This window comes from Fructilactobacillus sp. X3R5C2 (assembly GCF_059901175.1).
In genome coordinates, this window is the sequence record NZ_JBWXVC010000005.1 from 18328 (window position 1) to 35195 (window position 16868).

The following is a 16868-nucleotide window of genomic DNA, read 5'->3' on the forward strand; positions in this document are numbered from 1 at the left end:
TAATGATTTGATGCTTTTTTAGTTTGTTATTTAATTACGCTTTTCTCATTAACTTACTACCGACATAGTAGATAATGGCAATCACAATCATGGAAATGAAGGTGGCACCAACCGTCGCCTTAATAATTGGCAACATGTTTAACGCAATGTACAATACCACCCCGATGGCAATACATAACATCGCAAACCAGTTAATTCCATTTTTGTACCAATATTTCCCTGCGGGAGTTTCTAAAGCTTTCAAATCGTATTTCCCATCTGACAACCCAAAGTAATCAACCACCAAGATGGCAATGATTGGACCAAGGAACATCCCAGTATAGTTTAGAAATGCGGTAAAGGCATCAAGGAAACTACCGTTAATCAAAGGAACCAGCGTCAAAATCATGGACAAGATGGTAACGATGAACAGCGATTTATTCAAACTAATCTTAGGAATCAGGTTATTTAGAGCGGAGCCACCAGACTGAATGTTGACGGCGTTAGCAGTCATACTGGTCAAAACAATGACAACCATCGCGATGACACCCAGTCCCAATTTATTAGCAACCGTACTAGGATCGGAGTTATTAGGATTAAAGACCCCGGACGTCAAAGCAACACTCAGCGTCGTGCACAGACCGATGATGACGAAACTGACCATCCCAAGAATGGCACCGACGTATGGAGCCTGGGTGGCAATGCGTTTACTGGAAGTGAACCGGGTAAAGTCAGCTCCACCAACTACCCAGCCAAGGGCAGCCGCAGCAATCGTATCGAGGGCGACCCCAAATGGCATCCGGGCTTTCATTGGAACTTGATACTTGGCAATCTGTGAAAACGAAACGTCACGAAAGACCACGATGACTTCGATAATCACAAAAATAATTACCAAAATCACTCCAATTCGTTCGATAATTTGAACGGACTTGGGACCAGCAATAATACTAAGTAAGTGCAGAATGCTCATGATGATAATTCCAACAATAATCCCAAAGTAACCGCCAGGTTGACCAAACAACGCCCAGCCAAACATACTGTGAAACAGATACGCAAGTGACGTGGCGGCGATAAACGTATTAACGGCCGTCCACCCCATAAAGAGCGTCAGGTTAATGACTGATGGCACGACACTTCCCCGAATTCCAAAGGGAGCTCTGGACAAAATCGTGGTCGATGCTCCCGTTTGGTATCCCATGTAGCCCACCATGCTCAAAAACGCGAAAGCAATTGCCGAAGCAATGACGGCGGAACTAATTCCGCCAAAGAAACCAGCGGCGGCAATCACGCCACCAATGAACCAGGTTCCGTTGTTAGCGTTCGCTCCGAACCACGTGGCAAACATATCCCAATAGTTCATGTCTCGTTCGGAAATTGGGATTGACTCAAATGCATACTTCTTATTTCGCTCCATTTTATCCTCCAATTATTAACGACTGGTTTGGTTTACTGTCTGATGGTCGTATTTGCAACTTATTTCAAGTATACCACTGAAAGAATCCTTCACAACGAATAATTCGAACGCCTCCTCAATTACGAAAATTCTAAATTACATTAGGTAAATCATTAAGTTACCACAAATTTTATCATTCGTTTTTCTTTGAATCAATTAAGTCGGCTAGCCAATATTGTTCGCTTTTTATTAAAATAAAAACGCCAATCATTTTTGACTGACGTTATTATTATTTATTTTTTAGCCCTAACCAGCTGCAAAGTATTATTTGATAGCAGGTATAAATATTCGTCTTTAACTGGTTTACCCAAAATGTCTGATAAAGCAATTCCATAGATATTTACCTGACCACGATACTGGTCAATGATCTTCTTGACACTTTCATCCGGCTTCTTCGGATTAACGAAATCGGTCTTGTAATCAAACAGAACGGGTCCATCGTCTAAATCAAGATAACCATCAATAATTCCGTGGACCAACAACTTTTGTTTTGAATCGTTTTCAAATTCAGAGAAGATTTGGTCGGCTGAAACCAGCAGTGAAAACGGAACTTCCCGATGAAGTTGATCGGGATGAGCCTTAATTAGTTTGCCTAGGTCACTTTGATAAAACTCGACAACGGAATCAACGTTGACCTTTTTGGCAACCTCCGGCGTAATTAACTTATCATTAATCAGCTGCGCTAATAATTCTGAAACCGTCACGTGATTAACTGGTTCTTTGACGTTAATCTTCTGCAAAATCAAATGCGTTGCCGTTCCAATCTCCATCGAGTTGGGTTGTCCGACTGATTGCATGAACTGCGGCTGCATAAACGTTGAGTTATTGTATCGCGTTCGTCTTAAAATCATGTTGCGACTCTCGGCGACACTTCCCAGCTGAATGTTGTCCGGATCATCAAACAATCGTTTGATTTCCGAAACGGACTGATAGGCCGTGGTAGTAGTTGCTGCTTTGTATGGATATTTGAACCCCATAATCTGCTTAATTTGTGATTGATCAATTTGATCAGCTGGAAGTTCCTGTTCCTCTGTGGCCGACTTTGTTTCGGTCGTCCCAGGTTGCTTCAAATCCTTCGCCGTCACAAATTCGACCTTAAAGTTCGTCGGATCCTTCTCTAAGATGTGGGTGGCATCAACTTTTCCGCGGTCCTGATAATAGTTCGGGTGACGAACAAGGGCGGCCCCAATCCAGTCCATAAAGTTATTCGCACTACTTCTCGTGGACTGATTTAAGACCAGGTCTGAACTCTGATAGGCGCGCTCCCACTTCTTGGTCTCATCTTCGACCGACTTCTTGTTCTTAACAATCCCAGTAATGTAGAGTTGCTGCTCAGCCCGAGTCAGCGCAACGTACAACTGCCGCATCTCTTCGGCTAACATACTGTTGTACTCTAAATCATTAATGGCCACGTACTGCAAACTGGGCAACAGTTCATGCTTTTTTTGGTCTAAGTATTTAACCCCAATTCCCAATTTATTATTGAAAATGTAGTTTCCCCGGCTGTCAGAGTTATTGAACCGTTTGGTGGCGTCCATCAAAAAGACCACCGGAAATTCCAGTCCCTTGCTACCGTGAATTGTCATGACGTGGACCGAGTCGGTCTCAACTTCTGAAGGGGCCTCCGCTAAATCGTCGTCCTTGTCCTGCAATCGTTTGACAAACTGCACGAAGGCAAATAAACCCTTAAAACTACTCTTTTCGTATTCAGCGGCCCGTTCGTATAAAGCGTGCAGGTTAGCCTGGCGCTTCTTTCCGGCTGGCATCCCACCAACGTAGTCCAAGAAACCAGTCACACTGTAAACGTGCCAGATCAAATCTGAAAGTTCATGTTTTGTCGCAAAGTCCTTAAAATCATTCAATTGATCCAAGAACAACTGCACTTTTTTGGAAACCAAATTCCCGAATTCGGTTGGTTCCTGTGTCGGATAGTTGTGGTAGAAATCAAGAAGCGACGTAAAATAGTCACCGGTCTTGTGGTTAATTCGCAGATAAGCCATCTCATTTTCATCCATTCCCACGATTGGCGAACGCAGGACCGCCGCGAGCGGAATATCTTGATAAGGATTATCAATAATCTGTAAGAGTGACATCATAATCTGAACTTCAGTGGTTTTAAAGTAGCTCTCGCCACCATCAATTGAAAGTGGGATCTGTTTTTGGGCAAATTCCTTGGAAATATCCAAATTGTTCTTACGGGTTGGTTCCAAGATGGCAATATCACCGTAACGAATGTCACGCATCTCGTGCGTGGCCTTGTCGTAGATTTGCATCTTCTTTTTCATTAAGTCCTGGATTTGATCGGCCACCATTTTAACCTGACCTTCAGAACTACTGTCTGGTTCAAGGGTCAGATCGTCGTCATCATGGTCTGAATCATCAACGTACATCATGATATTGGCGTTTGATTGAACGTCATCACCGTAGTAAGTGGCCCCGTACTTCAACTTGGCGTTGCCGGTATAGTTCATTTCACCAAGACCCCGGTCCATGATTTGAGAAAAGACTAAGTTGGTAAAGTCATCGACGTTTTTGGCCGAACGGAAATTATCGGCCAAAACGACCGCCGTATCCGGATTATCTGATTCTTGATAATTATCGAGTTTTTCCAGAAACATCCCGGGATCGGCCAACCGGAAACGATAAATCGACTGCTTCACGTCACCCACCATGAACATGTTCTCGTGTTTCGGATTCTTCATGGCGTTTAAAATGGCGTCTTGCAGTCGGTTATTATCCTGATACTCATCAACCATGATTTCATTAAAGTAGTTCTGAAACTGATGTTGAATTTCAGGACTGTCCTTGCTGTTCCCAGTTAAAATGTTTAACGCAAAGTGTTCAATATCAATAAATTCGTAGGCGTGCTTTTGTTTTTTGACTTCAGCATAGCGCGTCGAAAACGTCTTAACGACGTCCACTAACTTGTTAACGATGGTTTCAGAATGATGAATCACATCCAGATTGTCAGCTTGTTTGGCAAAAAAGTACCGATTGGTAAGGTTCTTTTTGATCGTATCATCAGCATTTTTACGCAGTTCCATGGCTCGTTTCTTGAATTCTTTTTGGGAATCATCCACCTTTTTCCGAGACATGGTTCCCAGTTTAAAATCATGAAATACATCATAGAGGGCATCCCAGTCCGCCGTTTTCAACCGATCGTAAATCTGATTCAACTTTTTAATGTCGGATTCAACCAAATCGGCCCGATCAGACATGGCACCGTTTAAAAATTCCTGACGGGACTGTTCAAGTAAACTAAGAGCCTGCTTCATTTTGTTTTGAAGTTCTGGGAGGAGGTACTTCTGGTAAAACGCACTCCGAGTTATACTACCGTCCATCTGGTACAAACCTGAAAGCTTATCTAACCACGCCACTGGATCTCGATCAACGTTTGCGAAATCATAAAGTCCCAGAACCACGTCGGTTAAACCGTCGTCACCCCGATCACTTGAAAAATTGCGGGTTAATCTGGCAAATGACCCATCCTCATCGTCTCCGTACAGGTCTTCGCGAACGTCTTCCCAAACGGTATCCCGGAGCATCTCCAGCTCCGTTCGGTCGGCCAAAATCCGAAAGTTGGGATCTAGGTCAATGGCGTAGTAGTACTTCTGGACCAACCACTGACAAAAAGCATCCATCGTTGAAATGTGGGCCACTGACAACTTCCGAATTTGTTTGACCAAGTTTCGTTTTTGTGCATTGTCACTGATCTGATTAATTTGATCCTGGAGACCTTTTTTAATGCGGTCCTGCATCTCCTTAGCAGCGGCCTTCGTGAACGTCACAATCAATAGATGATCGACGTCAACGCCGTGTTCGACCTTATTTAGGACTCGTTGAACCAGCACTCGGGTTTTTCCCGAGCCAGCCGAGGCCGACACTAGCGCATTCCCCGGGAACTTTTCCGTAATAGCTTTTTCTTGTTCGGGGGTAAAATTCATACTATTGTTCGCCATTATCACGTGCCTCCTTTCTTAAGAAGTCAATCACGTCCTTGTTGTTCCCCATGTCCTTAACAATGCGATAATTATTTTCAGTTAATAATGGGTCAAACTGCATCACCGGTTTATAGGGAGAATAAATAATCTTGGATTGGTCTTTATACTGAGACGGTTCCAATTTAATGTTTCCGGCAAAAATCTGCTTACCGGCATTCTTAATCCGATCCTCAGTCCGTTTCAGTAGAAGGTCCAAGTCACGTGGTTCAACAATGCTGGTCTTGACCGCATTACTGTATAAATCACCCTTACTGGTAAACTGATATGGATAAATATTACCGGCATCGTCAACGTTATTGACCATGTCTTTTAACATACCGTCGTTATTAACCAAGAGGCCCGTGTACTTATGAGCCTTCATCAATGCAGCTTCCAGCTGCTTCGGATCATCAAAATTCTTGACGTCCTGCGGCTTCAAAATCGGGTCAAAGATGTGCATGTAAAGCGCTCCCGCTAACTTCACCTTGTCAGTAGTAGACAGCTTGTCCTGATTTTGTAGCACCGCATCAAGGTAAGTCATCATCTGCATCCGCGTTCCGTCATAGGCTTCCGATAAATCAATCTTCTTTTCACCGGATTTATAGTCGACCACCCCGAGATACTCAGTCCCATCAATGAACATCTGGTCAATCCGGTCAATTCGGCCCCGCACGTTCACCGAGTGTTGACTGCCTAAATCAAAGTTCAGACCGTCAATGCCATTCGGTTTTCCGGGTTCACCAAAGATGACCTCGGTGTTTTTCGGTCGCATTCTGGTGTAATGGGACTGGTCTCTAAGTGCCGTCGCCATCTGGATCACAGTTTGAACTAACTGCCTAGCAATGTACTCCATCCGATTGGAACTCTTCAGGATTTCGTACTGCAGGTTCGGGTCGTTTTCAATAATGGTATCAGTGATTTCAGTTACCATGTTTTTAATCTGTTCGTTGGTTAACTTAGTAATGTCAATGTGTTTGGCATTAATCTTCTTGACCAACTCATCAAGGGACTCGTGGTAGAACGTTCCCGTACTGCTGGGGTCAAGATTAAACTCGTCTCGTTCTCTTAGTCGTAGTCCATACTTCAAAAAGTATTCGTACGGATCATAGTAGAATTCTTCTAGCTTAGAAATGGAGGTATTAATCGTGTTCCCGTACACCCCCGTCACAATTTGTGGCTTCAAAGAAGCTGGCACGTTCTCATACTTCAGACTACCAAGTAACTTCTGCGTGATGGTCCGCATCGTTGGGTCATTTTCAAGGTTCGCTTTAATCTGATTCCAAGCTGGACTCAATTTTTTACCACTAACCTTAGCATCGAGTGCGGCCTTGACCAAGAACTTTAAGGTGGCACGCTTGGAACCAATGAACTGCCGAACATCGTTAGAATCAGATGCTGGCGTCCCACTTACATGTTGCTCTTTTAGGTTAAAGTGATCCCTAATTCTGGCGACGTACGGTGAGATGGACTGAGTCACGTCTTCCTTTCCGCCACCCAAGTTGTACGAAAAGACCAATTTATCAGATGGGGTCATGAAGGCTAAATAATTTAAGTAGGGTTCGTTGACCATCTGGGTCTCACTGTTGTCATTTAAATACTGGTCATTAGTAAAGTGATCATTCATCTGGTCACGATCAGCGTCGTTAAAAAGACTATTGTTTTCAATCGTGGCTGGCATGCTATTGTCGTCAGCTCCCATTACAAAGGTCACTTTTTTATCGTTCAATTGGACTAGTCCGGTTTCAGAGATTGTGACCTGATCCAAGGTTGATGGAATCTGGGAGTACGAAGCCCCTTCAAAACCAGCCTTTAAGAGGTCCAGGAAGGTGTCCATTTCAAAGGGATGATCACCCAAAAAAGTAACAAAGTCGTCCAGTAAACCGCACAGTGTGTTCCAAACTTGTTCCGACTGACCAGCTTCCTGTAGGTCACCACGTTCAGTGGCATGATCCTGCCAGTGTTTTAGTTCATTAATTACACCATTTTTATCCAAAAATTGGTACAGCAGGTTGGCAGCATCTTTCCCCGTCTTGGCCTTCGCCATTTTCTTATAAAATGGTGGTAACGTTTCTTTTACAAAGTGGCGAATGACGTTGATGTCAGTGGAGATTTCCTTATTTCGATTTGACACAATCCCCGTATCATTATCAGAAACAGCGGCGTACTCCCAGTCTTCGTCCTGAGTCCAACGTTTCCCCTCGTAGCCATTCTTTAGGACTAAATTTTCACACAACGAAAGACAGCGACGGTAACGATCAATGTTCATCGGCTTTCCGTCTTGATCCCTTGGCAGTAACAATTCTGACTTTAGTAATCGCATCACATCGTCGTAGCGGTAATTCCGTTTCCGATCGGTACGATAGGTGGAAAACAACGCGTCGATTAGTTCCACTAAGGGATGATTGTCCATGTGTTTCTGAATGTCCACGAAATACGGAATTTGTTGCATCTGAAAAATGGGATCAATAACGTTTTGATACTTGTCTAGATGTCTAGTCACTACCATGAAATCGGAGTAACGAAAACGGCCCGTAGCAACCATCTGACGAATCATGGTCGCAATGTTCATCAACTCGTCGTAATTGGAATCAGCCTGAAAAAGTTCGAGGTCCGAGTTGCCATTCGTGTTCGGCGAAATTGTGGAGCCCACCTGACTACTTGAAATCCAGTAGTCTTCCAGTTCCTTAATGCCGTCACTACAACGACAGTCGCCCGCGTACTGATCGGTCATGATTTTGACACCGCTTGCCTTAGCGTACTGGTACAGCTGGTTGTACAGTCTTCCCGAACGCAAAAAGAAGGCCGAGTTATCGGGCATTTCATTTGGATACGAACGGTCCAAGTTGAGGTCAATCGTGATGTCTTTGGCCTTATCAATCAACGTTTTGACGATGTCTAGTTCCGAAGCAGAAAATTGGGAGAAACCACTGATGTAAAAATGCATCTGGGACAGGTCGGTGTTCAGTAGGTACTGGTTTAACATTGTCAAAGTCTGTGAGCTATAGACGTATTTTCCGTCCGTTTTTTTCAAGAATTCGCGATAAATCACGCTAATGTCTTTCAGTTTTCCCTGTAATTCGGGATTAATCGTTCCAGGATCAAGATCAGCAATCTTATCCAGCGTATCGGGGTCAATCTTACCCTGCTGCAGTTCGTTAATCTGATCAGCCACCTGCGAAATAAAACCTGTTTGGGCTCCTTCACCCTTAAATACGGATAATTGCTCTTGTTGATTTTCAATAATCTGGAAAATTATCATGTTAATGGCATCTTTTGAAAGCCGAGGTAGTTGATATTCCTTACTGTTGCCAAGAAAATACCACATCAATCGTGAAAAGGAAAAGACCTGGACCCGTGTCTCAGCAAATGTGCTCCGCTGCTTATGATTCAATTGTTTCAGCGTCCCTAGTTCGGACTCAAACTTGATGTGATTCGGTACCAAATAAAAATAAGCATCATTTGGATGTTGCTGCATGGACTGATCAAGATTTCCGACCACTTTTTTAAAATGGTCGTTACTGGCTTTGCCTAAGACAAATTGTAGTGCCATTATGCTTTCCTTTCTGAACGCTCCTCAATGAGTGCTTGTGACTGATTGATAAATTTCTCGTTCACGATTGCGTCAATTACAAAATGTGCAACCGTTTCATGGGAAACGTCTCCAACCGGAACGGACTTTCCCTCATCAATCGTGTAACCATCGTTGTGTTTGGTATTAACTACGTTAACCAGGCGAAAAACGGTGTATGGAATTTCTGATTCATCAATTACTTTTATGGCATACTGCTGCTGCTTTAAAAATTCGGAAACATCTTCAACCCCGGGATAATCCAGTTCCCCGTCAACTTCTTTGTCAATGCCTGCTACCGAAAGAAAAATAACTCGTTCTAGTTGAAGGCGGTGCGAATAAATCACGGAAAACAACGCTTCCATGTCCAAATCAACGTCCATCGGTCCCAGAAAAGAAACCACGATATCAACATCCTTTAAGTGTCCCCGATACGTCCGTTCCTTAGTAAAATCGCCCGCGGTAATCTCAAAAACCTGAAATTTATTACTTCTATTAAAGTAGTTAAAGACCATTTGTTCGGCCGGAGTATTTCCTAATAATAAAATCTTCTTCATCTCTAAAACTCCATTCATACTCTAATTCTAACAAACATGTCAACGGACGTTAATGCACGATTTTTGCCTTGTAATTAGTATCGTTCGTGATTTGACACATTTTAACTTTGTGTTATCCTATTATCGTAATTCGTTTTTGAAAAACCGAATATTAATTTGATAGGAGTTGTGGAAATGGCTAATCGAATTGCCTCGTTTTTTCACTTTCAGGAATTAGGAACTAACTTCACCCGTGAAACGGTTGCGGGAGTTACGACTTTTGTTTCCATGGTGTACATTTTATTCGTAAACCCGAACGTTTTGGGTGCCGCAGGAATGGATAAAGGTGCCGTCTTTACGGCAACGGCCCTCGCCTCTGCCTTTGGCTGTTTCCTAATGGGAATCATCGCAAACTATCCGTTTGCATTATCCGCCAGTCTGGGGCTCAACGCCTTCTTTGCGTACTCCGTATGTATTGGGATGAAGATTCCATGGCAGACCGCACTAGCCGGCGTGTTTGTTGCCTCCATTCTTTTCGTCATCTTGACCTTGCTCAAGTTGCGAGAAAAGATCATCGATTCGATCCCATCTGACTTAAAGTCAGCCATTGCGGGTGGGATTGGCCTGTTCATTGCCTTTTTAGGGTTAAACAATGGCGGACTAGTGGTTGCCAACAAGTCCACGCTGGTTGGACTTGGTTCGTTCAGTAACCCACTCACTTTACTGACGGTTGCCGGCTTAGTCATCACCTTGTTCTTGATGGCCGCTAACGTCCCACCCTCAATTTTCATTGGGATGGTTGCTTCAGCCGTAATTGGAGTCCTTTTCGGATTAATCAAAATGCCTACCGGAATCGTCTCGGCGGTTCCAAGCATTAAATCCACTTTCCTAGTAGGATTATTCAACGTTGACAAGATCAACACGCCCCAGTTAATTGTCGTTGTGCTGACGTTCCTTTTGGTAACCTTCTTTGATACCGCCGGAACGTTAGTTGGATTAGCCGAACAGGCTGGCTACATGGAAAACAACAAGATTCCCCGCATTGGTCGTGCTTTAGGTGCCGACTCCGTTACCATGCTGGTTGGTTCACTTCTTGGAACTTCGCCAATGGGTGCCTACGTCGAATCTTCAGCTGGCATCGCAGTTGGTGGTCGTTCTGGTTTTACCGTCATTGTGACCGGAATTCTATTCTTGTTAGCGATGTTCTTCTCACCACTTTTGACCGTCATTACCAGTCAAGTCACTGCTCCAGCACTAATTATCGTTGGAATCTTGATGGCCAAGTCACTTGGTAACATTCATTGGAACAAGTTTGAAGTGGCAGCCCCAGCCTTTCTGATCGCAATTGGAATGCCACTAACGTACAGTATCTCTGACGGAATTGCACTTGGTTTCATCGCCTACCCAATTACCATGATTGCCGCTAAACGTGGTAAAGAAGTCGGTTGGATGATGTACTCGTTAGCAATTATCTTCCTAGTCTTCTTGTGGATACTAAACATTAAATAACAAAAAGTCCCAAAATGAATTTGAAAGTTCATTTTGGGGCTTTTTTAAGAAATGGTAATACTAAGTTTTTTTACCTAACGCCGTCGCAATTTTTGAAAGCGTCTTTACACTAACGTTATCACCCTTCTCAACGCGGTTAACAGTTGACTGAGGAATTCTAGCCTTTTTAGCAAGTTCTCTTTGAGAATATCCCGCATCTTTTCGTGCTTTCATAACTGAAACAGCACCTTCTAATTGCCTTCTTCTTTTTGAACCCCACTCTTAAAGCCGGGTTCTTTTTTATCTCTATCTAAGACATACTTTTCTAACTTATTCATTATATTCTCCCCTTATCAAGGATATATTTATTTTTTGTTCTTTTCCCACTTGCAAGATTTTTGTATCTTTTTCGTAAATATATAGGTAAATAATTTTTTCAAAACAATTAAGCCAATTTCATTGTAACCGCTTCCGAATGGATTATACTCAAGGTGAGATCCGAGTTAGCTAACTGATTCTCATAGTTATTTGGTCACTAAAGTTTAATTCAAGTTTATTTATAATAAGGGAGAGTTATTATGGCATATGAGACTGTAAATCCATTTAACAACGAAACAATTAAGACTTATCCAAACGCTACCGACGCAGAATTAGAGCAAGTCCTAAAAACTGACGAAGCGCTTTATCAAAGTACTAAAAAACAAGACATTAAAAAACGAGCTAAAATCCTTCACAACGTTGCCAAGGCTTTGCGTGACAACAAGGACGATCTAGCTAAGACCGCTACCATTGAAATGGGCAAGTTGTTCCGCGAATCTCAAGGTGAAGTTGAACTTTGTGCCATCATTGCTGATTGGTTCGCCGACCACAGCGAAGAATTGCTTCAACCAAAGGCCATCTCTTCAATTGTAACTGGTGAGGCTGAAGTTCACTACCACGCCCTCGGGACGTTAGTCATGGTTGAGCCATGGAACTTCCCTTACTACCAAATTATGCGAGTCTTCGCTCCCAACTTTATGGTCGGAAACCCAATGATTTTAAAGGATGCTTCAAACATCCCAGACTCAGCTCAATCATTTGCGGACGTCATCAGAAAGGCTGGGGCACCAAAGGGCGCTTTAACCAATATGTTCCTATCATACGACCAGGTCACAAAAGCCATCGAAGACAAACGGGTTCAAGGAGTAGCACTAACTGGCTCCGAACGAGGTGGATCTTCAGTCGCTGAGGCTGCTGGTAAGAACCTCAAGAAAAACTCAATGGAACTGGGTGGAATGGATCCATTCCTGATTCTAGATGACGCTGATTTAGACAAAGCGGAAGACATTGCTTGGCGGGTTCGTCTCTATAACGACGGTCAGGTCTGCTGCTCTGACAAACGTTTCATCGTCATGGACAACGTCTACGACAAGTTTGTTGAGAAATTAAAGGAAGACTTCAGTAAGGTTAAAATGGGCGATCCAATGGACCCATCCACAACGCTTGCTCCAATGAACTCCAAGAAGGCTAAGGACAAACTTCAATCCCAAGTTGATGCCACCATTAAAGCCGGTGCTAAGGTGGTCTATGGCAACAAACCAGTTGATCTCCCGGGTCAATTCTTCATGCCAACCATTCTTACCGACATCGACAAGTCTAACCCTGGTTATACCACTGAATTCTTTGGTCCAGTTGCTTCGGTCTACAAGGCCCACAGTGAACAAGAAGCCATTGACCTTGCAAACGACAACCCTTATGGACTAGGTGGAATCGTCTTCTCTGGCGATCCCCAACACGGCGCCAAGGTTGCCGACCAGATTGAAACCGGGATGGTCTTTGTTAACAACTTCCTCGCTTCCCTTCCAGCATTACCATTCGGTGGTGTAAAGGGTTCTGGCTACGGGAGAGAAATGAGTGACATTGGTCAAATGGCCTTCGTCAATCAACAATTGATCGTTACCGCTCAAGAACCAGATATGCATAACCTGGCAGGTGCACTGGTTGCCACTGACCCAGAAAAATAACCCAAAACAAAAATGAACATCATTGATGTCCATTTCCCCGATATAAAAGACACTAGACGAAATCGTCTAGTGTCTTTTGTTATTTTTATAGAATTGGTGACAACAAGCGGCTAAAGTGTTGCTTGAAGTTTAACCACCATGACTCTGATTCAAACATCTTTGTTGTTTGAAGGGTACTATTCTTCAAGTCCTCTTCAAAAATTGCTCCCATTTGTTTTCCAAATGCTTCATCATAGGTAAATGAATTAATCTCGAAGTTTAGTTTAAAACTACGATAATCCATGTTAGCGGACCCAACTGAGACAATTTTATCATCAACGACCACCGTTTTAGCGTGCATAAAGCCGTTATTGTAGTAGTAGACTTTGACCCCCAGTTTGGTTAACTGACGTGCATAGTACTGGGTGGCACGGTATACGAACGGATGATCTGGCATGTCTGGCACAATGATTTGGACGTCCACTCCTGACATGGACGCAATCTTCAGGGCGTCTAAGACCGATGGGTCAGGGATTAAATATGGCGTAGTAATCTGGACCTTGTGTTTGGCCATTTCAATCATCTTAATATAGCCAATCTTAATCTGTTCCATACTGGTATCAGGGCCACTGGAAACAATCTGCATGACCGCTTCACCGTCGGTATGAATGATTGGATAGTACTTCTTGATCATTTCTGGGTTGTTGGGATTAATTTGGAGTTTCCCATCAGTGGCGTTCCAATCCAAAATAAACTGGGACTGGAGTCCATAAATGGCGTTTCCGTGAATTCGAATTGAACAGTCCTGCCAATTGCCAAATTTCTTGCTCCAACCCATGTACTGGTCGCCGATGTTAAACCCACCGACGTAAGCATGCTCACCATCAATCACTAAAATCTTGTGGTGATCTCGAAAGTTAACCCGGAAATCAAAGAAATTAGAATGGGTGTGTAAAAATGGGTAAGCATGACCGCCCGCTTCAAACAGCGGCTTAAAGAACTTTTGTGTGGTTCCCATTGAACCCCATGAGTCATAGATGACCCGGACGTCAACGCCCTCTTTGGCCTTCTCAACCAATGCCGCTAAGACCTTTTTCCCAATTTTATCAGCATAAAAAGTGTAGAACTCAAGGTTAATGGAACTTTTCGCGTTCTTAATGTCTGAAAACATCTGATCCATCAACTTGTCGCCATTAGTGAAAACGTCGATTTTGTTGTTGTCATAGAGCGGAGACGTATCAGAATTCATAAACATGCGAACCATGTTAGCTGACTCCCACGCAATCCGTTTTGATGGTGTGTCAGCATCTTTCGGTTTTTTAAGCATTGCTTTTTCTTCACTAAGTTCGTGTCTCACGTGTTTTTTCACGCTACCCTTTAACCGAAAGAACTTACTCTTAGGTAGTTTTCTCCCAAAGAAAGCGTAAATAATGAAACCTAGTAATGGTAGAAATACCAGTACTAAAAGCCATGCCCACGTTGCGGCGATGTCTCGGGGTTGCCTGAACACGGTAATAATCGCAAAAATCGCATTACCGATGACGATAATGTGCCAAATTAACATCCAATCAATTGCCATTGTAGATCCTCCTAGGTTTTATACGTCTATAATACATAATTTTAAAAGACTTTGCTTACTTTTTTGCTAACGATGGATTAAAATAATATGTACTTCGCATGAAATAGCAGGTGATGAAAATGAATTCTTACTTTGTCCTTGGACTACATGGTGTACACAGTTTTTCGATTCTTCATCGATTAGTCAACGCCCTGATTGCCAATCCGCAGGTCGCAACTGTGGTCTTTGCCGCCATAGTAATCGCGATCTTAGTTTATCAATTGTTTTTGAAAAAATAAAAGTGTTTCATAGTTGGCGATTAGTAAACATCGTTCACAACTACGGAACACTTTTTATTATTTGTTCATTTATATCGATAATGATGATTAATTGTACTCTGAACACGTTGATTAATGATTAACAAGAATGCCAAACTGGAGAAAAGCAGTATTAGCATCGGAAAGTAATCGATGGGGAGACTAATTAGTACCAAAGATAACGATCCAAATATCATAAATTCAACGACGTACAATCCAATTTTTAAAAACCACTTCATCCTACTCTCCCACCTATTCTACTGCTTGTTTAATAATTATTGATGCAAATTATACAAGCAATATAAATCGGTGTCTACCGCTTAGTAGCGGTGTTTTGGAATTTTAACCCGCTGTTAAATGGATTGTAATAGTGTATAATGTCACAAACACTTTTTTCATGTCAAAACAACGAATGTAAATCTAAAAAAAGAGGTAACCTACTGTGAAACGAACTTACGTTAAAACCAAAAATGGAATATTTACGTGTTTTTACCAATAACATTTTGTGACCAATAACTGTCCTAGCTATGCATCCCAATAACGATTCATTAAAGTATGAAGCCATTGTACTGGCAGCTGTATATCAATGCGACTGCTTTTTTATAATTATATATTATCATATGGAATAAAATAATCCATAAAAAACACCCTCCACATCGGAAGGGTGTTAAATCAATTTTTATTGTAATGAATCCCATGGATCCAACTTGATTGGGGCTTTCTTCAGAACCTCTTTTTGGGTGTGCTTTAGATAACTCTTCTTAACAACCACTTCGTAAACGAAATCCTGCATCCATTCGTCGGTCATCGCGAAGTAGCCGTCGTCTCCCACCTTTTTGCCCCAACTGTTTTCAACTTTCCACTTCGTTGGAACGTCGTTGATTAAATCAACACCGGTCAACGTCATGGCGTGGGAAACTTCAGCTTCGTGGTACTTGAGGCGTTCAGCCTTGGTCATGGTCATATCAACCCCGAATAAGGCAGATTGACGGTAGAGTTTGCTATCCAAGTAACCCTTTTGTCGGTTCATTTGATGCAAAACATCATTTCCAAACCAAACAGTCTCGCCATCTTTAAGTTGCTTAATGGCGGCTTCCTTCAGTTCGTCCATTGGAGCGTTCAAGAACTCAATTGGCATGCCACCCTCAACGTTGTTTTGACTTGGAAGGGAATACATCTCATCCATTTTCTTGTCAGGTGAGTTGGTTAAAACGACATAATCGTTTAGGTCAACGCCGATGTACTTGTCGTAAAATTGTTTGGGAGTCAGACCCTGGTCTAAATGATACTTCTTATCATCATCACGATATTCAAGGTCAAAGGTCTTTGGTGGAACACCAAATGAGTAAGCCGTCATGCGGTAGACCTCTGTCATCATTTTCTGTTTCATTTGATTAATATCATCGTCTGAGGCATCGGAATTAACCAAGTTTCTGAGGACCATCCCGTCATGACGTAACTTTCTGTCCATCACTTCATCATAATCAGTGGTGTCATCAGTCACAGCCGTTTCAGGAAAGGCCTCTTTTGGCATAACGCCGTACTTTTGAACCAGTGCCGCAGCCATGGCCCATTGACCACCGTCTTCACCTGGCATACTCAAATAAAAATCAACATCCCGGTCACTCGTTTTACGATCGGCCAGTGCAATCATCCGGTCGTAAAACATGTTAGCCCGTTCAATCTTGTCCCAGAAGAACAGATAGTTTTGGGATAACTCAAAGTCTTTCTTGTTATACTTAACCGCAAATTTGTGTCTCAAAGTATTTAACAATGAAAATAGCCAACAGCGGCCACTGTGTTTCTGATTAGAAACCGTTCCCGTATCAATGTCAATTGAAAAGGTGCGGTTTAAGCGCACCGCCGTATTAGGGTCCTCTGAAGCTTTATCAATCCCGTTGGTCATGATGGCCCGTGAGATCACTTCATTTTTTGGTTGCACTTCCAGATCGGCCTGCATTTGATCAACGTCATCTGGTGTAATTGGGTGGTTAAATTCTGTCATTA

At 42.8% G+C, this 16868-nt stretch carries 11 protein-coding genes; 3 read left to right on the top strand and 8 right to left on the bottom strand.

Going from position 1 to position 16868, the window contains the following annotated elements; translation table 11 throughout:
- Window positions 1–34: 34 nt before the first annotated feature.
- The 4 genes from AC6UD4_RS05990 to AC6UD4_RS06005 form a co-directional block, all read right to left on the bottom strand.
- Window positions 35–1393, bottom strand: a complete 1359-nt coding sequence (locus AC6UD4_RS05990; RefSeq protein WP_500694263.1) for a cytosine permease — start codon at window positions 1391–1393, stop codon at window positions 35–37.
- Window positions 1394–1665: 272 nt separating this feature from the next.
- Window positions 1666–5391, bottom strand: a complete 3726-nt coding sequence (gene addA / locus AC6UD4_RS05995) for a helicase-exonuclease AddAB subunit AddA (protein ID WP_500694262.1) — start codon at window positions 5389–5391, stop codon at window positions 1666–1668.
- On the bottom strand, window positions 5378–8962 hold the full coding sequence (locus AC6UD4_RS06000) for a PD-(D/E)XK nuclease family protein (protein ID WP_500694261.1): 3585 nt from the start codon (window positions 8960–8962) through the stop codon (window positions 5378–5380). The genes addA and AC6UD4_RS06000 overlap by 14 nt, the downstream gene beginning before the upstream one ends.
- Window positions 8962–9537: an NAD(P)H-binding protein gene (locus tag AC6UD4_RS06005; protein WP_500694260.1), complete on the bottom strand. Its 576-nt coding sequence runs from the start codon at window positions 9535–9537 to the stop codon at window positions 8962–8964. The genes AC6UD4_RS06000 and AC6UD4_RS06005 overlap by 1 nt, the downstream gene beginning before the upstream one ends.
- A 174-nt stretch (window positions 9538–9711) precedes the next feature.
- Between AC6UD4_RS06005 and AC6UD4_RS06010 the strand changes: the two genes are divergently transcribed.
- Complete coding sequence (locus AC6UD4_RS06010; protein WP_500694259.1) at window positions 9712–11025, top strand: NCS2 family permease; 1314 nt, start codon at window positions 9712–9714, stop codon at window positions 11023–11025.
- A gap of 60 nt (window positions 11026–11085) precedes the next feature.
- Here AC6UD4_RS06010 and AC6UD4_RS06015 read toward each other — a convergent pair whose 3' ends face one another.
- The gene (locus AC6UD4_RS06015; RefSeq protein ID WP_500694258.1) at window positions 11086–11238 is read right to left on the bottom strand and encodes a helix-turn-helix domain-containing protein; all 153 of its coding nucleotides are present in this window, start codon (window positions 11236–11238) and stop codon (window positions 11086–11088) included.
- A gap of 344 nt (window positions 11239–11582) precedes the next feature.
- Between AC6UD4_RS06015 and AC6UD4_RS06020 the strand changes: the two genes are divergently transcribed.
- Window positions 11583–13007 carry an NAD-dependent succinate-semialdehyde dehydrogenase gene (locus AC6UD4_RS06020; protein WP_500694257.1) on the top strand — a complete coding sequence of 475 codons (1425 nt, stop codon included), beginning with the start codon at window positions 11583–11585 and terminating at the stop codon, window positions 13005–13007.
- An 85-nt stretch (window positions 13008–13092) separates the two neighbouring features.
- Here the strand turns inward: AC6UD4_RS06020 and cls are convergent, their stop codons facing one another.
- Window positions 13093–14565 carry a cardiolipin synthase gene (gene cls, locus AC6UD4_RS06025; protein ID WP_500694256.1) on the bottom strand — a complete coding sequence of 491 codons (1473 nt, stop codon included), beginning with the start codon at window positions 14563–14565 and terminating at the stop codon, window positions 13093–13095.
- A 119-nt stretch (window positions 14566–14684) separates the two neighbouring features.
- Between cls and AC6UD4_RS06030 the strand changes: the two genes are divergently transcribed.
- Window positions 14685–14843, top strand: a complete 159-nt coding sequence (locus AC6UD4_RS06030) for a hypothetical protein (protein WP_500694255.1) — start codon at window positions 14685–14687, stop codon at window positions 14841–14843.
- A 65-nt stretch (window positions 14844–14908) separates the two neighbouring features.
- Here AC6UD4_RS06030 and AC6UD4_RS06035 read toward each other — a convergent pair whose 3' ends face one another.
- Together AC6UD4_RS06035 and AC6UD4_RS06040 are read right to left on the bottom strand one after the other, a co-directional pair.
- Window positions 14909–15100, bottom strand: a complete 192-nt coding sequence (locus AC6UD4_RS06035) for a hypothetical protein (RefSeq protein WP_500694254.1) — start codon at window positions 15098–15100, stop codon at window positions 14909–14911.
- 440 nt (window positions 15101–15540) lie between these two features.
- Complete coding sequence (locus tag AC6UD4_RS06040; RefSeq protein ID WP_500694253.1) at window positions 15541–16866, bottom strand: C1 family peptidase; 1326 nt, start codon at window positions 16864–16866, stop codon at window positions 15541–15543.
- Between the last annotated feature and the right edge of the window lie 2 nt (window positions 16867–16868).